This window comes from Castellaniella sp. FW104-7C03, from assembly GCF_040276085.1.
In the GTDB taxonomy this organism is placed as follows: domain Bacteria; phylum Pseudomonadota; class Gammaproteobacteria; order Burkholderiales; family Burkholderiaceae_B; genus Castellaniella.
The window spans coordinates 167923-187654 of sequence record NZ_JBELOK010000007.1; the positions used below are offsets into that span (position 1 = coordinate 167923).

The window sequence follows — 19732 nt, forward strand, 5'->3', positions numbered from 1 at the left end:
TATGCCGGTGTTGCTTGCGCCGCAGCGGGCCCCGGCCTTGTCCAAGCTGCTGCAGGATGCTGATTCGGTTGGTCTGGGCTGTACCCTTGCGGGTTCGTCTCCAGATGCGTCCCGCCTCATTGGTGGTATCGGCTCTCTAAACACGTCCGGGCCGGCTGAGATCAGTTTTCTGTCCAATCCGCGTTTGCAGGGACAGTTGGCTGACAGCCAGGCGGCAGCAGTGATTTTGCGGGCCGAGGATTGGGAAACCTACCAGCAACAACATCCGCAGGCCCCGGCCTGGGTGCCTGTGCTGTGCACCCAGCCCTACCTGATGTATGCCTTGCTTGCTCAGTGGTTTGATCAGCACCGCATTGCCGGTCTGCCCCAGGGCATCCACCCTTCGGCGGTGGTGTCCCCTGACGCCATTCTCGAGGACGGCGTTCATGTAGGGCCATTGGCGGTCATCGAATCCGGCACCCGGATTCAGACGGGTACCCGCATCGGAGCCGGTTGCACCATTGGCCCTGATTGTCAGATTGGGCCGGATTGTTATTTTCATGCCCACGTCACCCTCTATCATGGGGTCAAGGTGGGAGCACGGGCGATCCTGCATTCGGGTGCTGTCCTGGGTGCGGACGGTTTTGGATTTGCCCCGGATCCTCGCACGCCCGGCGCCTGGGCCAAGATTGCCCAGCTGGGTGGCGTCAGCATCGGAGACGATGTTGAAATCGGTGCCAACACCACGGTCGATCGCGGTGCCGTCGAAGACACGGTTCTGGGCAATGGCGTGAAACTCGATAATCAGATCATGATCGGCCATAATTGCCGTATCGGTGATCACACGGCGATGGCCGCGTGCGTAGGGGTGGCTGGTTCCACTACCATGGGCCAGCGCTGCGTCATAGGAGGGGCGGCCATGTTTGGCGGGCACCTGACGCTGGCCGATGATGTGCATATTTCCGGAGGTACTGCAGTTACCTCAGATATCCTGACACCCGGGCGCTATACAGGCGTTTTCCCGGTTGCCGAACACCATACATGGCAACACAATGCTGCCGTGATTGGGCAACTGGCACAATTGCGCAAGCGTATCCGGGTAGCAGAAAAGCAGGCGGCACGCCTGAGCGAGCCACCGATGAACAACAAGCAGGACACACAATAATGGAACTCGATATTAAAGACATCATGGAAAGGCTGCCTCACCGGCAGCCTATGTTGCTTGTAGACCGCGTCCTCGAGATGGACCCGGGCAAAAGCATCGTGGCCATCAAGAATGTCACTTACAACGAGCCGTTTTTCCAGGGACACTTTGCACATCACCCCGTCATGCCGGGTGTGCTCATCATCGAGGCACTGGCGCAGGCAGCCGCACTGTTTTCGTTTGCCGACGCCGGGGCTCCAAATCTGGTCAGCACCAAGGTTGCCTACTATCTGGTGGGCGTTGATGGTGCGCGCTTTCGCCGGCCGGTTGTTCCTGGTGATCAACTGCGCATGGAAGTCTCGGCAGACAAGCTTAGCCGCTCTATCTGTAAATATACGGCGGTTGCCAAGGTGGGTGATCAAATTGCAGCCGAGGCCAAAATCATGTGCGCTGTGCGCATCCTGGAAGAATAGTGCCTGAGGCAATGATTCATCCCACGGCTATTATTGCGCCCGGGGCCCAACTGGATGAGTCCGTCCAGGTGGGGCCCTACAGCATTGTGGGAGAACACGTTAAAGTGGGCGCGCGTACCCGGATCGGGCCGCATTGTGTCATCGATGGCCACACCACCATTGGCCCGGACAACCACTTTTACCGTTATTGCTCGATTGGCGGCATCCCGCAGGATAAAAAATATGCGGACGAGCCCACTGGCCTTGAGATCGGTGCGGGCAATACGTTTCGCGAGTTCGTCACCGTCAATACCGGCACGGTGCAGGATATTGGCACTACCCGTTTGGGTGACGACAACTGGATCATGGCGTATGTGCATGTTGCGCACGACTGCCAGTTGGCCAATCACATCATTATCGCCAACAGCGTGCAACTGGGTGGCCATATCCACATCGGAGACTGGGCGATCATCGGCGGCCTTTCGGCCGTACACCAGTTTGTGCGAATCGGGGCGCACGCCATGGTTGGCGGCACCAGCTCGGTGCGTCAGGATGTGCCACCGTACATGATCGGTGCTGGCGACTCCTTCCGTCCTGTCGGAATCAACGCCGAAGGCCTTGGGCGGCGCGGATTTACCGCTGATGATGTTTTGGTGCTCAAAGAAGCCTACAAAATTTTGTACCGGCGCCAGCTCAAGCTTCCTCAGGCGGTTGATGCTCTATTGGTGTTACAACAGGATCATCCGCACGAGGCGCCTGCTGTGCAGATTTTGATTGATTTCCTTCGCGACGCAGGCCGGGGCATCGCGCGTCCATGACACGTTCGGCCGGCAGTGTCCTGTGCAAAGCCTGCAGGGCAACAGACGCCTGCGGGGTGCAGCCATGACTACCTCGGCCATGCAGCTTGCTGTGGTAGCCGGAGAGCCCTCGGGTGACCTCCTGGCCGCACGGATGATGCAGGGCTTGCGGGCCAGGCAGCCGCACATGCTGGTGGCAGGTATTGGCGGGCCCGCCATGCTCAAGGCAGGGCTCCAGGCCTGGCATCCCATGGATGCCTTATCCGTGTTTGGGTATGTTGATGCAATCCGGCAGGCCCCTCGGTTGATTCGCACATGGCGGGACACACGCCGCCAGGTTCTGGCACAGAGGCCAGATGTGTTTGTGGGCGTGGATGCACCCGACTTCAATCTACGCCTCGAAGAGCAGTTGCGTCAGGCAGGCATTCCCACCGTACATTTTGTTGGTCCCTCGATCTGGGCCTGGCGCTTTGAGCGCATTCATCAGATCCGCCGGGCAGTGTCCCACATGCTGGTCCTGTTTCCCTTTGAGGTGGATCTTTACCGAGAGCAAGGGGTGCCGGTAACGTATGTAGGCCATCCCCTGGCGCAACTGATCCCATTGCGGCCCGATCGCACGGCGGCCCGCCAGGCATTGGGTATTGCTCCCCAGGCCCGTGTGCTGGCCCTGATGCCGGGCAGCCGTGAATCTGAAATCAAATGGCTCGCCCCGCGGTTTTTGCAGGCTGCAGCCTTGCTGCAAAAGCAAGACCCCAATTTGCAGGTTGTCGTGCCCGTCGTCAATGCGCAGCGCAAGGCGCAATTTCAGCGTATTTTTCAGCAGTTCCCACTGAATCATTGCCGTGTTCTCGACACACCGCCGACACTGGTGGCCAATCGCGCAGACGGGCTGAACTCCCTCGATTGGCCCATTGCTTGGCATGCGATGGAAGCGGCTGACGCCGTTCTGGTCGCCAGCGGAACAGCCACACTTGAAGCGGCCTTGTTCAAGCGGCCCTTGGTGATCTCCTATGTGATCAGTCCCTGGATGCGCCGAATCATGGCCTGGAAGTCCGGGCAGACGGCCCCCAGCCTGCCGTGGGTTGGTTTACCCAACATCCTCGAACGCGAATTTGTCGTACCTGAGCTTTTACAAGAAGCTGCTACGCCTGAAGCGCTGGCCGAGCACACCTGGGCCGCACTGACGGACGCCGCACGTGGGCAACAGGTTGCACAGCGCTTTACAGCGTTGCACCATTCATTGAGCCGCGACACGCCACTTCTGGCTGCGCAGACCATTTTAGAGGTGTGTGGCCGTGGCTGAACAGCTGGATTTGCTGGTGTGTGCCGCACCCCTGACAGCGGGGGTGGATGAAGCCGGCCGTGGCCCCTTGGCCGGCCCGGTGTTTGCTGCTGCCGTCATTCTGGATCCGGCCCAGCCCGTGGCGGGCCTGGCGGATTCCAAGAAATTATCCGCCAGACAAAGAGAGCAGCTGGCAGTGCAGATCAAGGCACAGGCAGTAGCCTGGGCAATCAGCAGTGCCAGCGCCCAGGAGATTGATCAGATCAATATCTTGCAGGCCACCTTGCAGGCCATGCGAAAGGCCTGCAAGCTGCTGACTGTGATGCCACAGCGCATTTTGGTGGATGGCAACCGCTTGCCGGCTGGCTTGCCATGCCAGGCCCAGGCGATTGTTCGGGGGGATGCACTGGTTGCCGAGATTTCAGCAGCCTCCATCTTGGCTAAAACCGCACGGGACGCCTATTGTCTGGAACTGCACCAACAGTTTCCGGAATACGGTTTTGATCGGCACAAGGGCTATGGCACCGCGTTTCATTTGGCGCAGCTGGTGCGATACGGCCCGTGTCCGGAGCATCGGCGCAGCTTTGCGCCAGTGCGCCGCAGCCTGATGCCGGTGGCCACATGAACCCCATTTCTGTCCGCCATCTTGCGTCCAGGGATAATCCGGATTTTCGCTTCTGGCTTCGGCTTGCGCAAGGGCGCCCGGGCCAGCGTGAATCCCGCATATTGCTTGAAGGCGAGCATCTGTGCCGGGCCTGGCTGACACAATTTGGTGTACCCGAGGCGCTGATTGTCAGCGAGGACATTCAGGCGCGCGCGCCAGGATGGATCAAGCCTTTATGGCAGCAGTGCGAGAGTACCCGCAGAATTGTCCTCGAAGACCATCTGGCGCAGCTGCTCTCACAGGTACAACACGGGCCCGCCATATTTTTTTTGGTAGAGACCCCATTGGTCAGCCTGCCGGCGCGCATCACACAAGGTTGTCTGTGCCTGGACAGGGTGCAGGATCCGGGTAATCTCGGTACCCTGCTGCGGACGGCGGCCGCCGCCGGGCTGGCAGATGCCTTTTTGTCATCCGGTTGCGCCAGCGCGTGGTCACCCAAGGTATTGCGCAGCGGCCAGGGTGCTCACTTTGCCATCCGGGTGCACGAGCATGTGGATCTTTCCGCTTTGTTGACGCGGATGGATATCCCGCTGGCAGCCACCACGCTCGAAGCGGCTGGCTCTTTGTATCAACAGGATCTGCGCCAGCCGTGTGCGTGGCTGTTTGGCAATGAGGGCAGGGGTGTTGCACCCGATTTGCTGACGCAGGCAGCCTTGCGGATACATATTCCTCAGGCTGACGGGATTGAATCACTTAACGTTGCCGCCGCTGCCGCAGTGTGCCTGTTTGAGCAACGCAGGCAGCAAAGCCAGTAGCAAGGCGTCAGCCCTGTTGTCTGGTGGCCTGCTGATGAGTGGCCTGCTTAATATGTGGTGCGGTCCAGGCCCACTTCGTCGAGTATCTTGGTGGAGATTTCTTCGATAGAGCGGGTGGTGGTGGATAACCAGGGGATGTTTTCGATGCGCATCAGGCGCTCGGCGTCGGCGATTTCCTGGCGGCATTGCTTGAGCGACGCATAGGTGCTGTGGGGGCGACGCTCGTTGCGCACCTCTGACAGGCGCTCTGGCTGGATGGATAATCCAAACAACTTGCGCCGAAAGGGCAGCAATGTAGCGGGTAGGGCACCGCGGTCGAAGTCTTCCGGGATCAAGGGGTAATTGGCTGCCTTGACTGCGTACTGCATGGCCAGGTACAGGCTGGTGGGGGTTTTTCCGCAGCGCGAGACACCCACCAAGATGACGTCAGCTTGCTCGAGCCCCTGAACGTATTGCCCGTCGTCGTGTGCCAGGCTGAAATTGATGGCTTCGATGCGGCTGTTGTACTGCTTGGATAAACCGTTGGTATGCGAACGGCCCACTGAGCGGTTGGATTTGACGCCCAGTACACCTTCGAGATGCTCGACAAAGGCACCAAACAGATCTAGAAAAATGCAGGGCACTTGCCGGATACGATCGGCGATATCCGGATCTACCAATGTGCTGAATACCAAAGGAGGCTGGCCGTCCTGGGTGGCGCACTGGGAGATGCGGCGTGCCGCAGCATCGGCTTTTTCGACTGAATCAATAAACGGCAGCCGAACCGCCTGGAACGCGATTTCTTCAAATTGCGACAGCACTGCGTGGCTGAAGGTTTCGGCAGTGATGCCGGTGCTGTCTGAAACGATGAAGACAGGACGTTCGGGAGCGGGGTTCGTCATGGATTTTGAGCCAGCAGGCGTCAGAAACGGTACAATCCGCGAAGGTTACCAGTCACCCGTTGGTGAGGCAAGGCTGGTTTGCCAGACACATGTCGCTCGCCTGCTGCGCTTGGGCTGCTGCCTATGCAGTGAACCAGGCGCAACATCGCGTTGTGTGCAGCCATTTTGCTGCAGATCACGTGTGCCGGGCAAACACGCTTTCTCTATCTCAAAGGTGACATCATGTCGTATGTTGTATCGTTCGAGCAGCTCCGCATGTCGGATGTTGACTCTGTCGGGGGCAAAAACGCTTCGCTGGGTGAAATGATCAGCCAGCTGGCCAGCGCCGGTGTGCGCGTGCCGGGTGGTTTTGCAACCACTGCGGATGCCTTCCGTGATTTTCTGCAGGCAACAGGCCTGGATGCCCGCATCAAGGCGCGGCTGGATACGCTGAATGCCGACGATGTGCGCGAGCTCGCTACTGCTGGCGCAGAGATTCGCCAGTGGATTATCGACACGCCGTTTCCAGCTGCCTTCGAGCAGGCCATCCAGGAAGCGTTTGCCCAGTTGGATGCGGATGGCAAAGGCTCGTTTGCCGTGCGTTCCTCTGCCACTGCCGAAGACTTGCCCGATGCTTCGTTTGCCGGTCAGCAAGAAACCTATCTCAATGTGGTTGGCATCGCCGACGTACTCGAGAAAATCCGTCACGTGTTCGCTTCGCTTTACAACGACCGCGCCATCTCGTACCGCGTACATAAAGGCTATGCACATGCCGACGTCGCCCTGTCAGCCGGTATCCAGCGCATGGTGCGGTCCGATAAGGGCAGTGCCGGAGTGATGTTCACCCTTGATACCGAATCTGGATTTAAAGATGTGGTGTTCATCACCTCGTCGTATGGCTTGGGTGAAACCGTGGTTCAAGGGGCCGTCAATCCCGATGAGTTCTACGTGTTCAAGCCCACATTGGCTGCCGGTCACTATCCGATCATCGGTCGGCGCATTGGCTCAAAACTGATCAAGATGGAGTTCGACGAGCAACGGACCTCCGGGCACGCGGTGCGCACCATCGAGGTTCCCGCCTCCGAGCGCAACCGCTATTCGCTCAACGACGAAGAAATCATCGAACTCGCGCGCTACGCAACGATCATCGAAGACCACTATCAACGGCCCATGGATATCGAGTGGGGCCGTGATGGTGTAGACGGTAAGTTGTATATCCTGCAGGCTCGCCCGGAAACCGTGAAGTCACAGCAAGGTCATCACGACGTCCAGGAGCGCTATCGTCTGAAAGCCACTGGTGATGTTCTGGTCCGGGGGCGTGCCATCGGGCAAAAGATCGGTTCCGGTACCGTTCGTGTGGTGGCGGATGCCTCCGAAATGGACAAGGTTCGCGCAGGCGATATCCTCGTTACCGACATGACCGACCCCAACTGGGAACCCGTCATGAAGCTGGCTTCGGCGATTGTCACCAACCGGGGGGGCCGCACGTGCCATGCAGCCATCATTGCACGCGAACTCGGCATTCCTGCCGTGGTGGGCTGTGCAGATGCCACCGATGTGTTGGCCAATGGCCGCGAGGTCACGGTGTCCTGCGCCGAAGGCGACGAAGGCCATATTTACGATGGCCTGATCGAAACCGAGATCGAGGAAGTTCGCTGGGGCGAAATGCCCGATATTGGCCTGAAAGTCATGATGAACGTCGGCAATCCCCAGCTGGCATTTGATTTCTCCCAGATCCCCAATAGCGGGGTGGGGCTGGCTCGTCTCGAGTTCATCATCAACAACAATATCAACGTACACCCCAAGGCGATTCTCGATTATCCCAATGTGGATAGCGACCTCAAAAAGGCCGTTGAGTCAGCTGCCCGTGGTTATGCCAGCCCGCGTGCCTTCTTTGTCGAGAAGCTGGCCGAAGGCATTGCCACCATCGGTGCGGCGTTCTATCCCAAGCCTGTCATCGTTCGTCTGTCCGATTTCAAATCCAACGAGTACCGGAAGCTGGTAGGCGGCTCGCGCTACGAGCCCGAAGAAGAAAACCCGATGCTCGGATTTCGTGGCGCATCACGCTATATCTCCGAAGACTTCGCCGAGTGCTTCCGCATGGAATGCGAAGCGCTTAAAAAGGTGCGCGACGAGATGGGCCTCACCAATGTCGAAATCATGGTGCCGTTTGTCCGCACGCTGGCTCAAGCCGGGCGTGTTGTCGATCTCCTGGCCAGCCATGGCCTGAAGCGGGGCGAAAACGGCTTGCGCCTGATCATGATGTGCGAAGTGCCGTCCAATGCCATCCTGGCTGATGAGTTCCTGCAGTTTTTTGATGGCTTCTCGATTGGCTCCAATGACATGACGCAACTGACACTGGGCCTGGATCGTGATTCCGGGATGGAGCTTTTGGCCGCCGACTTCGACGAACGTGACCCTGCCGTGCAGTTCATGCTGCGCCGTGCCATTCAGGCCTGCCTGAAAGCTGGTAAGTATGTAGGTATTTGCGGCCAAGGCCCCAGCGACCACCCCGATCTCGCGCAGTGGCTGCGTGACGAAGGCATTTTGTCGATGTCACTGAACCCCGATACGGTGGTCGACACTTGGCAGAAGCTGGCTGATACGCGGGTAGCTGCCTGACACAAAGAGGTGTAATCAATGGCACACACAGCCTTTCATGCGCTTGTGGCCTCTCCACTGGGCCCGATCCTGCTGTCTGCCAGCAGGTCAGGGCTTTGTGGTCTGCATTTCACTGATCAGCGCGATTGCCCGCAAGTGCCGGGCGTCCCGGCAGCCACTGCGATCGTTACTCAGCCTTCAGCTGGCGTGTGCGAGGGTCACCCAAGCCGCAGTTTGCGGGTGGGCTCCCCGCAATCCTTGGAAAATGCAGTCTTGCCGGGTTTGCTGGGCTGCCACGACGTCCAGCAACCCATTCCAGCGCTTGCACAAGATGAGGCACCGGTTCCAGCGGTTCAGTGGCTGCAACCTCAGGTACCGGCAAATGTTCAGGCTGTCTGCGAAGCCGCAGGCACTCAGCTGCAAGAATACTGGCAAGGCCGGCGACAACGGTTCAAGTTGTCGCTTGATCCTCAAGGCACGCCATTTCAGAAGAAAATCTGGCTGGCTCTGCTAGAGGTACCGTTTGGTGCCACCCTGTCTTACGGACAACTTGCAGAAAAAGCCGGGATGACGGCCGGCCACGGGCGTGCTGCCGGCGCAGCAGTAGGCAGCAATCCCATCAGCATCATTATTCCGTGCCACCGTATTTTGGCCCGTGATGGCACGCTTAACGGCTATGGTGGCGGGCTGGATCGCAAGATGAAGCTGCTCAGGCTCGAAGGCCTGCAGATCGGCGTCTAGTCGCTTGGCAATAGAGGCTGCCGTGCTGCATGGATGCCATGCTATTGCCTCCTGCCGTTTGCCTCAGGTGCGGGGTTGGCGGGTGTCGTGCTTCATCAGGCGTTCTTTTTCGCGCGCCCAGTCTTTATCGCGTTGGGTATCACGTTTGTCGTGCAGTTTTTTGCCACGCCCAAGCCCAAAGTCCAGCTTGATCCGCCCCCCCTTGTAATGCAGGTTCAGTGGTATCAAGGCGTAGCCGCGCTGTTCAACCTTGCCGATCAACTTGCTGATTTCATGGCTGTGAAGCAGCAGTTTCCGGGTGCGCGTGGCATTGGGGTGGATGTGTGTCGAGGCGGTGGGCAAGGGGCTGATATGCATCCCGATGATCCAGAGGGCACCGTCGCGCACGATCACATAGCTTTCTTTTAGCTGCACGTGGCCGGCACGGATTGCCTTGACTTCCCAACCCTCCAGCACCAGTCCGGCCTCAAAGCGCTCTTCGATGAAGTAGTCGTGGGTGGCTTTGCGGTTGTCTACAATGCTCATATTTTTAAGGCCCGGGTACACACTGATAAAATCCTTCCATTCTAGCGTAACAATCTGCCCCAACGACTCCTCAATGCCTTCGATTCAGCGTTCTGTTCTTGTTCCGTTCTCCAATGCCCAGATGTTTGATCTGGTAGCAGATGTTGCACGTTATCCGGAATTCATGCCCTGGTGTGGTGGTGCGGATGTCCAGTGGCAAAACGACCAAGGCATGCAAGCAACCGTGCATATCCACTTTGCGGGTATTCGTCAAAGCTTTACTACCCGTAACGATCACGAGTACCCGGACAAAATCGTGTTCCACCTGGTGGACGGGCCATTTTCAAATCTTACCGGACATTGGCAGTTTTTGCCCTTGGGCGAAGATGGGTGCAAGGTGCTCTACACCATGGATTATGCGTTCTCCAGCCGGGCCCTGTCGGCTGTGATCGGGCCGGTGTTCAATCGTATTGCCAGCAGTTTTATCGATTCATTCACTCAGCGGGCTCACGCGGTGTACGGGGCTTAAATGCGCATCAGTATTGCCTTTGCGGCGCCCACATCCTTGTGGCGCCAAACGCTGGATCTCCCCGAAGGCAGTACGGTGGGGCAGGCCATTGCTGCCAGTGGATTTTCTCGGGTGTTTCCCGAATTCACTGACCATTTGCCAGACGTCGGCGTGTATGGCGAAAGATGCGCGCTGAGTCGTGTGTTGAATGATCAGGATCGCGTCGAGCTGTACCGCCCGCTGGTGTTCGATCCACTGGCCTCCCGTCGGCGCCGCGCTGAGCACCGGCGTGACACGCGCAAGGGCAAATTGTCGCCCCCCTGACAGCTGTGTCTTCAGGTGTGTTTTAAGGTGGGTTTGTTCCGACAGCGGACGCGTCAGGTGCTAAAGTAGCCCTGCGACACAGTGGCAGGGCTTGATCAGGCCAGCCATGTCGGAAAAGCGCAATCCGCGTCTTACCCTCGTGACGACACCTATCCGGAGACAAGCAAATGGATTTTCGCCTCAGCGAAGAACAACAGGCTTTTGTGCAGGCTGCGCGTGAATTTGCCCAGGGCGAGCTCGCCCCCCACGCTGCCCGATGGGACGAAGAACACATTTTTCCGCGAGAAGCCTTTGCCAAGGCCGGTCAGCTGGGTTTCTGCGCCATGTATGCGCCTGAGTCCATCGGAGGGCTTGGGCTACCCCGTTTGGATGCCACATTGGTGTTCGAAGAAATGGCGGCCGTCGACCCATCCACCACTGCATTCATTACCATCCATAATATGGCCACCTGGATGATCGGCAGTTGGGCGCAGGCAGAGGTGCGTGATCATTGGGGCCCCTTGCTGGCCAGTGGCGAAAAACTTGCATCCTATTGCCTCACCGAGCCCGCCTCCGGATCGGATGCCGCATCACTGTCCACCAGTGCCCGACGCGAAGGTGATCACTACATTGTGAATGGTGCCAAGGCGTTTATTTCGGGCGCTGGTGATACCGATGTCCTGGTGGTGATGGTGCGCACGGGCGGCCCGGGCGCTCGCGGGATCTCCGCTTTGGTGGTGCCGGCAGATAGTGATGGCATTACCTATGGCCGCAAAGAAAAAAAGATGGGCTGGAACAGCCAATCCACACGCCCCATTACCTTCGAAAATGTCCGTGTGCCGGTCATCAACCGATTGGGCGACGAAGGCGACGGTTTTCGGTTTGCCATGAAAGGCCTGGATGGCGGACGCATCAATATTGCTACCTGCTCGGTAGGGGCCGCACAAGGCGCCTACGAGGCGGCGCGGCGTTACATGTCTGAGCGCCACCAGTTTGGCCGGCCCCTGGCAGATTTTCAGGGCTTGCAGTTCAAGTTGGCCGATCTCCTGGCCAATATTGTGGCGTCGCGTCAGATGGTGCGCCTGGCTGCCAGCCGGCTGGATGAGTCTGATCCCCAGGCAAGTGCTTATTGCGCCATGGCCAAGCGCTTTGCCACCGACCTCTGCTTTCAGTCCTGCCTGGACGCACAGCAGATCCACGGCGGCTATGGCTATCTCAAGGATTATCCGCTCGAGCGCCTGGTGCGGGACACCCGCGTGCACCAGATTCTTGAGGGAACCAACGAAATCATGCGCGTCATTGTGGCGCGCCACATTCTTGCCCAGGAGGCTGATCTTCGATGACTGATTCTGTTTCCAGCAGCGTATCCGAGATCCCACCCGAGCCGGTTCTGTTTGAAGAAATACCTTCGGGCGGCGGCCGGCGCGTTGGTGTGGCTACCTTGAACAGCCCGCAAACGCTGAATGGTCTGTCTCTCAGTATGTGCCGCTTGCTCGATGAGCGCCTGGAAGCCTGGCAGGACAATGATGCGATCGCTGCCGTGATATTGCGTGGCGCAGGCGAAAAAGCCTTTTGCGCGGGGGGCGATCTCCACAGCCTTTATCGCAGCATGCTGGATACTCCTGCGGGTGAAGTCTGGGCCAATATCGACGCCCGCAGCTTTTTCGAAACAGAATATCGCCTCGATTACCGTATTCACCGCTATGGCAAGCCGATTATCTGCTGGGGTGGGGGCATCGTCATGGGAGGCGGTGTCGGGTTGATGCTGGGGGCCAGCCATCGGGTTGTCACCGGCAATACCCGTTTTGCCATGCCCGAGATCACCATTGGCCTATACCCGGATGTTGCAGGCACCTGGATGTTAAGCCGCATGCCGCGTGGCATTGGCGAGTTTCTGGCCCTTACCGGTGCTCAGCTGGGGGCAGCTGATTGCCTGCATTTTGGTTTGGCCGATCATTACTGTCCTGCCGATGGCCTTGAGGCCTTGCTCGAGGCCCTGGCCGCAACAGAATGGGCAAGCAAAGTGTCCGATCACATGTCTCAGGTGGATGCTGTATTTGATCGCCTTCAACTGCAGGCACCCGAACCCGGGCCCCTGCAGCAGCACGCCACCGTGATACGTGAGGTATGCAATCGCTCGGATCTCAACCAGATCGGCGAGCGGCTGGCACGGTTTCGGGTTCACACCGATCCATGGCTGGTGCGGGCTGCCAACACTTTTCTGGCGGGCTCGCCTGGGTCTGCACGGCTAAGCCACACGCTGTTGCGGCGCGCGCGCCATCAGTCGTTGGCAGATGTATTCCGAATGGAATACATTGCGTCGCTGCATTGCTGTGCAGAACCTGATTTCCGTGAAGGGATACGGGCCTTGCTGATTGACAAAGACAAGTCGCCCCGCTGGCGGCCTGCCACCCTCGAGCAAGCCTCTCCCGAGTGGGTGCGCCGTTTTTTTGCGCAGCCGTGGCCTGGCGGCGGGCAGGTTCATCCCCTGGCAGATCTACGAGGCTAATTTTTCTGCAAGGGCGGCGCATCCGTTTGCGGTAACCAGTGCAGATCATCTGATACCAATCCAATAAAAGGAGACACATGATGGGCAAGACAATCGGTTTTATCGGTTTGGGGCATATGGGTGGCCCGATGGCGCAAAACCTTATCAAGGCTGGCCATAGCTTGAAAGTATTTGATCTGGTTCCCGAGGCGCTGCAGGCGGCGGTCAAGGCCGGAGCGACTGCGGTAGAGTCGGCGGCCCAAGCGGTAGCCGGCGTAGATGTGGTGATTACGATGTTGCCGGCCAGCCGCCATGTCGAAGGCTTGTATCTGGGCGACGCGGGCCTGCTGAGAACCATTGCCAAAGGCACCTTGGTGCTTGAGTGCAGCACAATTGCGCCAGAATCCGCACGCAAAGTATCGCGGGCTGCTGCCCAACTGGGTATCCCCATGATTGACGCACCGGTGTCGGGCGGTACCGGCGGTGCAGTGGCAGGTACGCTTACCTTCATTGTGGGTGGTGCTGCGGCCGATCTCGAGGCCGCAATGCCTTATTTGCAGGCCATGGGAAAAAACATCTTCCACGCAGGCGAGGCCGGAGCAGGGCAGGTCGCCAAAATTTGCAACAACATGCTCCTGGGAATCCTGATGGCAGGCACTGCCGAAACACTGGCTCTTGGCGTCGCCAATGGGCTTGATCCCAACACGCTATCCGAGATTATCTCCAAGAGTTCAGGGCGCAACTGGGCCACCGAGCTCTATAACCCGTGGCCGGGCGTGATGGAGCAAGCACCCGCCTCGCACCAGTATGCGGGTGGATTTGGTGTGGATCTGATGCTTAAAGACCTTGGGCTGGCTGCCGAGGCTTCCATGCAGGCCCGGGCCACGACGCCTTTGGGTGAACTCGCCCGGAACCTGTATGCCTTGCACAGCGCTCAAGGCAATGGACGTCTGGATTTCTCCAGCATCCAGACGATGTATCACCAGGCTAAAAAAAGCTGAGCTTGCAAGCCTAGCCCCAGGCAGGCGCCTGCCTTGCACTCAGGGCTTGGGCAGCGTCAAATCCAGACATACGCCATCGGGGTTGCCGATGGCGTATGTGGTTTGTGGCCAGTCTGTGAGCGTGATTTCGGCGGCAACATGCAGGCGCCCCGGGGTGGCGATGGCTTCGATGATGCGCCCCACCGGGCGGCCGGGGGCCTGGCCGGCCGCAAACAGATCGCTACCTGCCGCGGGGGCTTCTTGGGTATCAGGCCACACAGCGCCGCCCAAGGCCATCCGGCGTTTGGTAGCGCCACGGTAATGGCTGCGTGCCACAACTTCCTGTCCGGGGTAGCAGCCTTTTTTGAAATCGATGCTGCCGTTGGTGTCCATGTTCAGCGCACTAGGCAAGAACATATCCTGGCTGCTTGAGCGGATCCAGGGCCAGCCGCTATCCAGGCGTGCCGCCTGCCATATGGCAGCGCCCTTGCTTGCCAGGTCGTCGACATCGTTGGGGATTGCTTTTGCGGCATGCGTGGGATCGGCGGTTGCCCGGATACACCAGGCTGCAGGCGCGTGCGGCTGCGAGTGTGGTGCGACAATCCAGGTGTCACCTTCGGTGTCCAGCCGCGACCACACTGGCTGCTGATGCAAGGCAGCCGGCACCCATTGTGGGCCGGTAGCTCCCCATACATGCCAGCGTGGTTCAAGGGTAAGCGTCACCTTGGCACGCAAAACAAACATACCAAGCCGGCGAACCAATCCTTCTGCCAGATCCTGGGAAACCACCCATTGGATGGTTGTGTCTGAGTGCTGCCAAAACATGCCGTTGGCGAGCAGGCGCCCCTGTGCAGTGCAATAGGCTGCAGGCCTGGCCTGATCCCTGCCCAGGCCTTCGACCGCGTTGCTGAGTTGGCTGTGCAGGAAATGGAAAGCGTCGGCGCCCTGTGCCTGAATGATGGCGTGGTCGGGCAGCCGCCACTTCCCCTGGATAATTGATGCTGTCATGCTGAACGCCCAAAAGCCGGATGCGTGAAGATTCACATGATAGCGGTCGGGGAGGGATTCACCAAACAAAGACCCTGGTGAGGGTGACCTCTTCCGAACAGGCGGCCACACCAGTTTCTGTCCGGGAGACAGGGGTTTTCATTCAGGCTGTGCCCAGGTGTGTATGGAGTTGTGGTGCGCCTCGGGTAAACTGGCGTCCATGAAAAAAACGCTGCGATTCTTCATCTGGGCGCTCATTATTTGCCTGGCTATCGCCGGTGCCGGTATCGGTGGGGCGGCCTGGTGGGGCTGGAAACGGCCGGTGCCCATGCAAACGCCTGTCATTGATTATGTGATCGAGTCTGGCAGCACGCCACGCCAGATTGCCAAGGCCATGCAGGCGGCGGGTATTGAGCTCAATACGGATGCCTTTGTCTTGTTGGCCCGGCTGAGTGGCCGTGACAAGTTGCTCAAGGCCGGCGCCTACGAGGCGCAGGCGGGTGATACCCCCTGGCGCTTGCTGGAGCGGATGGCCAACGGCGATATGACTCAGGTGCGGCTGACGTTTCCGGAGGGCTGGACCTTTACGCAGATGCGTACAGCACTGGATACCGATCCAGAGGTGAAACATGACACCCTGGGCTTGGATGATCTGGCAATCGCCCAGCAGTTGCAAATTGATCAAAACTCTCTCGAGGGCCTGTTTTACCCGGATACGTACGTATTTACGCCTGGCACCTCTGATCTTGATATCCTGCGCCGTGCGGCCAAGGCAGAGGCACAGCTGCTGGATCGCCTATGGGCTGAACGGGATCACGGGCTGCCGCTTGAAAACCCCTACCAGGCGCTGATTCTCGCTTCTATTGTCGAGAAAGAAACTGGGCACGGAGCCGACCGTGCGAAAATTGCCGGCGTGTTCATCAACCGGCTGCGGCTGGGGATGCCTTTGCAAACCGACCCAACCGTCATCTACGGCATGGGCAAGGACTACCAGGGGCGCTTGCGCAAGAAAGACCTTGAGCAGGACACGCCCTGGAACACGTATACTCGGGCAGGCTTGCCCCCGACGCCTATTGCAAATCCGGGTAAGGCGGCGCTGCTGGCCACTTTGCATCCAGAGCAGCACGATTATCTATATTTTGTGTCTCGCGGCGACGGGACAAGCGAATTCTCCAAAAACTTGTCGGCGCACAATCGTGCGGTGGGCAAATACATTCTCAAACGGCAGTGACACAATGGCGCAGCAAGGCTGTTTCATTACCCTCGAGGGGGTCGACGGAGCGGGTAAAAGTACCCATGTAGCCTGGATTGCCGCTTGGCTCAAGGTGCAAGAGATCTCGCTGATCGAAACCCGCGAACCAGGTGGTACACCAGTGGGCGAGCACCTGCGCGAGCTTGTGCTGCACCAGCCCATGGACTTGCGTACTGAAACCCTGATCATGTTTGCGGCTCGCAACGAACATTGGCGCATGGTCATACAGCCTGCGCTTGCCCGGGGGCAGTGGGTGCTTTGCGATCGCTACACGGATGCGTCTTTTGCCTACCAGGGCGGAGGGCGCCAACTGGGAGCTCCGGCGATTGCTCAGCTGGAGCACTGGGTGCAGCAAGGCCTGGGGCCTGATTGCACGTTCTTGTTTGATGTGCCGCTGGAAATCGCACAAAAGCGGTTGCAAAGCGGGCGAGCCCACGCAGATCGCTTCGAACAGGAAGACCATGCGTTCTTTGAACGCACCCGTCAGGCCTATCACGAGCGTGTACAGGCAGAGCCAGGGCGCTTCGTGGTGATTGATGCCTGTGGTTCAATCGAAGACGTGCGGCGGCAGTTGACGGCAGCCTTGCAGGTTCTGGTATCCCGGTGGCAGGGGCGGGATGGCACGTTGACAGGTCGCCCATGAGCATGACAGCGTTTTTGCCCTGGCAGCAGGCCCTGGCGAGCCAGTGGTTGTCCCAGCAGCAGCGGTTTGCCCATGCCTGGCTTATCCATGGGCTGCCGGGGATCGGTCAGCTGGAATTTGCCCTGGCCGGTGCAGCCAGCTTGCTGTGTGAAGATTCTGCCTCGGGCGTGGCGTGCGGCCAATGCCAGGCATGCCACTGGTTACAGGCAGGCAACCACCCGGATTTTCGTCGGATACGGCCCGATGCGGTGGCTGCTCAAGAAGGGGCATCGCCGGAAGATACTGAGGCAGCGGCCAGCAAGAAACAGCCTTCCAAGGACATCCGTATCGAGCAAATCAGGGGGCTGTTGCCTTGGTTCAACATGGCCACGCACCGCGGAGGCTGGCGTGTTGCCTTGCTGTACCCGGCCGAAGCGATGAATACCATTGCCGCCAACGCCTTGCTCAAGATCCTCGAAGAACCTCCCGCGCATACAGTTTTTTTGCTGGTGGCAGAGGCGCCCGATCGGCTCTTGCCCACGTTGGTGTCCCGTTGCCGGCGCTTGCCCCTGCCAGTGCCAGGTACTTCAGAGTCACTTCAGTGGCTGCAGGCGCATGGCGTGGCGGATGCATCGGCGTACCTGGCCGCGGCAGGGGGCGCTCCTTTGTTGGCGCACCAGCTGGCACAAGGTGGACACGCTGCGGTGCCGGATTTCATTCGTCTGTTTTTGGATCTGGCTGCGCATCATGGTGCGCGCAGCCAATTGGCCGACGCCCTAATTGCAGAAGATGCTGCTGTCTGGGTAGATGCCTTTCAACGGCTTTGGGTGGATTTGGGGCTGTCGGCGCATGGCTTGGGGATTCGGTACTACCCAGGGCAAAGCAAAGAGATCCAGGCGCTGGCTGTCAAACTGGATCCGCTGGCGCTGGCGCGTACCGGACAGTGGCTGCAAACACAGCGGGGGCTGGTTTCCCATCCCTTAAACGTCAAGCTGCTGGGTGATTATGCGGCCGAACGTCTGCTGCAGGCAGTGAGGCCTTACACTGTCAGGGCCCAATAAATTTTCTTGCTTCAGGCTGCTTTATGTACGTGGATTCTCATTGCCATCTTAATTTCCCGGATCTTCAGGCCCAGTTGCCCGATATCCTGGCACGCATGAAATCTGCCCAGGTTGGGCACGCGCTGGTTGTCAGCGTCAATTTGCGCGATTGGCCCGGGCTGATGGCTTTGGTCGAGAGCCAGGCGCACCTGCATGCCTCGGTGGGCGTACATCCCGACAATGATACCGATGATGAAGACGGTGTTGAACCCACCGAAGAAGACCTGCTGCAGCGTGCCCGGCATCCAAAGGTGGTGGCGATTGGCGAAACCGGCCTGGATTACTACCGGCTGCCAGAGCCCCTGGATTGGCAACGAGACCGTTTCCGTACGCATATCCGGGTGGCACGAAAAACAGGCTTGCCCCTGATCATCCACACCCGATCGGCGGCAGAGGATACGTTGCGCCTGATGCGTGAAGAGCAGGCAGATAACGGTGTGATGCATTGCTTTACCGAGTCCTGGGAGGTTGCCCGGGCAGCGATGGATCTTGGTTTTTATATTTCTTTTTCGGGTATTGTCACGTTTAAAAATGCGGTCGCTCTGCAAGAGGTTGCACAAAAAGTGCCCCTGGATCGCATGCTTATCGAAACTGACTCTCCCTATTTGGCGCCCGTGCCATATCGTGGCAAGATGAATGATCCCTCCAGGGTGATTCATGTCGCAGAAAAAATCGCCGAGCTTCGGGGTGCCCCGGTGTCTGCCATAGCCGATGCCAGCACACACAATTTCTTCACACTGTTTAACAAGATCGACGCACACAGCTAAGCATACCGCCGGTTTCCCTCTGGGGTGGTATCCGTGGACCTGTGTTCAATCCAGCAAGAGAACCGTCCGATGACATCCAAAGAAATGTTGCTCTGCCGAGAGATTCAATCTGGCAAACGTGTTGTCATGCATTGGCTGATGGCGCTTCTGTTGTGCGGTGTTGCCTGGGCGGCCACTGTACAGGCCGCGCAAGCACCTGACGCCGATTGGTGGTCTGCCATCCGCCGCGACGATGTGTCTGAGGTGCAAACCAAGCTGTTGCGCGGTGTCGATGTCAACGCCTTCAATGCTCTGGGAAACCCAGCCCTTACCCAGGCTGCGCGAGAGCAATCCTGGAAAGTGTTTGATCTGCTCAAATCTGCACCTGGCGTGCAGGTTGATCTGGCCAATGCGCACAATGAAACCGCGCTGATGTACCTGTGCATATTGGGTGAAACCCAACGTGCGCTTGCATTGATTCAGGTGGGTGCACAGGTTAATCGGCTTGGCTGGACACCGTTGCATTATGCGGCATCAAAGGGCCAGTTGGAGACGGCAAAAATGCTGATCCGGCGCGGCGCAATCGTTAACGCGCCGGGCCCTGATGGCACTACTCCGTTGATGATGGCTGCGTTGTGGGGCAAGGCAGACACTGTCCAATTGCTGTTGTCACACGGGGCCGATCCCACCATGTTTAATTCAGCCCGAGAAACCGCCGTGGATTGGGCATTGAAGCGCAATAACACTGCATTGGCAGAAAGCCTGAAAAAAGCTGCACACAGGGTGCAGCAGGCCCGTGCGCGCCAGGGCCAGGGTGCAGGAACAAACAGCGATACGATGGCCCCGCAAACAGCATCCGGGCAGGGCCAGATGCAGGCACCCGATACTTCCAGCGATGATGCGGATTCTTTTTCGCGCTACTTCGATCTGGGAAGATTCGAGGACAGCAACACAGCGCGTTAGCCTT

The 19732-nt window shown here is 58.7% G+C and carries 21 protein-coding genes; 18 read left to right on the plus strand and 3 right to left on the minus strand.

The annotated features are described in order from the left end of the window. Position 1: 1 nt before the first annotated feature. The 6 genes from lpxD (at position 2) to ABS758_RS10220 (ending at position 5073) form a co-directional block, all read left to right on the plus strand. Positions 2 to 1144, plus strand: coding sequence for a UDP-3-O-(3-hydroxymyristoyl)glucosamine N-acyltransferase (lpxD, locus tag ABS758_RS10195; protein WP_350382353.1), 1143 nt, complete (start codon positions 2 to 4; stop codon positions 1142 to 1144). After that, positions 1144 to 1596, plus strand: a complete 453-nt coding sequence (gene fabZ, locus ABS758_RS10200; RefSeq protein ID WP_350382351.1) for a 3-hydroxyacyl-ACP dehydratase FabZ — start codon at positions 1144 to 1146, stop codon at positions 1594 to 1596. The genes lpxD and fabZ overlap by 1 nt, the downstream gene beginning before the upstream one ends. Before the next feature lie 11 nt (positions 1597 to 1607). Next, on the plus strand, positions 1608 to 2393 hold the full coding sequence (gene lpxA / locus ABS758_RS10205; protein WP_350382349.1) for an acyl-ACP--UDP-N-acetylglucosamine O-acyltransferase: 786 nt from the start codon (positions 1608 to 1610) through the stop codon (positions 2391 to 2393). Positions 2394 to 2457: 64 nt separating this feature from the next. Next, the gene (lpxB, locus tag ABS758_RS10210) at positions 2458 to 3675 is read left to right on the plus strand and encodes a lipid-A-disaccharide synthase (protein ID WP_350382348.1); all 1218 of its coding nucleotides are present in this window, start codon (positions 2458 to 2460) and stop codon (positions 3673 to 3675) included. Then, positions 3668 to 4279: a ribonuclease HII gene (gene rnhB / locus ABS758_RS10215; protein WP_350382346.1), complete on the plus strand. Its 612-nt coding sequence runs from the start codon at positions 3668 to 3670 to the stop codon at positions 4277 to 4279. Before lpxB ends, rnhB begins: the two co-directional genes overlap by 8 nt. After that, complete coding sequence (locus tag ABS758_RS10220; protein WP_350382345.1) at positions 4276 to 5073, plus strand: TrmH family RNA methyltransferase; 798 nt, start codon at positions 4276 to 4278, stop codon at positions 5071 to 5073. The genes rnhB and ABS758_RS10220 overlap by 4 nt, the downstream gene beginning before the upstream one ends. A 47-nt stretch (positions 5074 to 5120) precedes the next feature. Here ABS758_RS10220 and ppsR read toward each other — a convergent pair whose 3' ends face one another. Then, positions 5121 to 5954, minus strand: a complete 834-nt coding sequence (gene ppsR, locus ABS758_RS10225) for a posphoenolpyruvate synthetase regulatory kinase/phosphorylase PpsR (protein WP_350382343.1) — start codon at positions 5952 to 5954, stop codon at positions 5121 to 5123. A gap of 222 nt (positions 5955 to 6176) precedes the next feature. Between ppsR and ppsA the strand changes: the two genes are divergently transcribed. Both ppsA and ABS758_RS10235 read left to right on the plus strand, forming a co-directional pair. Further along, positions 6177 to 8555 carry a phosphoenolpyruvate synthase gene (gene ppsA / locus ABS758_RS10230; RefSeq protein ID WP_350382342.1) on the plus strand — a complete coding sequence of 793 codons (2379 nt, stop codon included), beginning with the start codon at positions 6177 to 6179 and terminating at the stop codon, positions 8553 to 8555. A gap of 18 nt (positions 8556 to 8573) precedes the next feature. Beyond that, positions 8574 to 9275, plus strand: coding sequence for a methylated-DNA--[protein]-cysteine S-methyltransferase (locus tag ABS758_RS10235; RefSeq protein ID WP_350382340.1), 702 nt, complete (start codon positions 8574 to 8576; stop codon positions 9273 to 9275). A 63-nt stretch (positions 9276 to 9338) separates the two neighbouring features. Here ABS758_RS10235 and smpB read toward each other — a convergent pair whose 3' ends face one another. Next, on the minus strand, positions 9339 to 9800 hold the full coding sequence (gene smpB / locus ABS758_RS10240; protein WP_350382338.1) for an SsrA-binding protein SmpB: 462 nt from the start codon (positions 9798 to 9800) through the stop codon (positions 9339 to 9341). A 73-nt stretch (positions 9801 to 9873) separates the two neighbouring features. Between smpB and ABS758_RS10245 the strand changes: the two genes are divergently transcribed. The 5 genes from ABS758_RS10245 to mmsB all read left to right on the plus strand — a co-directional run bounded on the left by ABS758_RS10245 (position 9874) and on the right by mmsB (position 14079). Beyond that, a complete protein-coding gene (locus ABS758_RS10245) occupies positions 9874 to 10308 on the plus strand; it encodes a type II toxin-antitoxin system RatA family toxin (protein ID WP_350382337.1) in 435 nt (144 codons plus the stop codon). After that, positions 10309 to 10611 carry an RnfH family protein gene (locus tag ABS758_RS10250; protein WP_350382335.1) on the plus strand — a complete coding sequence of 101 codons (303 nt, stop codon included), beginning with the start codon at positions 10309 to 10311 and terminating at the stop codon, positions 10609 to 10611. Positions 10612 to 10778: 167 nt separating this feature from the next. Then, positions 10779 to 11933 (plus strand): acyl-CoA dehydrogenase family protein, encoded by a 1155-nt coding sequence (locus ABS758_RS10255; protein ID WP_350382333.1) that lies wholly within the window; start codon positions 10779 to 10781, stop codon positions 11931 to 11933. After that, the gene (locus tag ABS758_RS10260; protein WP_350382331.1) at positions 11930 to 13099 is read left to right on the plus strand and encodes an enoyl-CoA hydratase/isomerase family protein; all 1170 of its coding nucleotides are present in this window, start codon (positions 11930 to 11932) and stop codon (positions 13097 to 13099) included. Before ABS758_RS10255 ends, ABS758_RS10260 begins: the two co-directional genes overlap by 4 nt. An 80-nt stretch (positions 13100 to 13179) precedes the next feature. Continuing rightward, on the plus strand, positions 13180 to 14079 hold the full coding sequence (gene mmsB, locus ABS758_RS10265) for a 3-hydroxyisobutyrate dehydrogenase (RefSeq protein ID WP_350382565.1): 900 nt from the start codon (positions 13180 to 13182) through the stop codon (positions 14077 to 14079). Positions 14080 to 14118: 39 nt separating this feature from the next. On the opposite strand, the gene ygfZ is transcribed toward mmsB, so the two are convergent. Further along, positions 14119 to 15066, minus strand: coding sequence for a CAF17-like 4Fe-4S cluster assembly/insertion protein YgfZ (gene ygfZ, locus ABS758_RS10270; RefSeq protein ID WP_350382330.1), 948 nt, complete (start codon positions 15064 to 15066; stop codon positions 14119 to 14121). Between the two features lie 199 nt (positions 15067 to 15265). Between ygfZ and mltG the strand changes: the two genes are divergently transcribed. The 5 genes from mltG (at position 15266) to ABS758_RS10295 (ending at position 19728) form a co-directional block, all read left to right on the plus strand. After that, positions 15266 to 16276 carry an endolytic transglycosylase MltG gene (gene mltG, locus ABS758_RS10275; RefSeq protein WP_350382329.1) on the plus strand — a complete coding sequence of 337 codons (1011 nt, stop codon included), beginning with the start codon at positions 15266 to 15268 and terminating at the stop codon, positions 16274 to 16276. Positions 16277 to 16280: 4 nt separating this feature from the next. Further along, positions 16281 to 16940, plus strand: coding sequence for a dTMP kinase (gene tmk, locus ABS758_RS10280; protein ID WP_350382327.1), 660 nt, complete (start codon positions 16281 to 16283; stop codon positions 16938 to 16940). After that, positions 16937 to 17980, plus strand: a complete 1044-nt coding sequence (holB, locus tag ABS758_RS10285; protein ID WP_350382326.1) for a DNA polymerase III subunit delta' — start codon at positions 16937 to 16939, stop codon at positions 17978 to 17980. Before tmk ends, holB begins: the two co-directional genes overlap by 4 nt. 23 nt (positions 17981 to 18003) lie before the next feature. After that, a complete protein-coding gene (locus ABS758_RS10290) occupies positions 18004 to 18786 on the plus strand; it encodes a TatD family hydrolase (protein WP_350382325.1) in 783 nt (260 codons plus the stop codon). Positions 18787 to 18855: 69 nt separating this feature from the next. Then, on the plus strand, positions 18856 to 19728 hold the full coding sequence (locus ABS758_RS10295; RefSeq protein WP_350382323.1) for an ankyrin repeat domain-containing protein: 873 nt from the start codon (positions 18856 to 18858) through the stop codon (positions 19726 to 19728). The last annotated feature ends 4 nt before the right edge of the window (positions 19729 to 19732 follow it).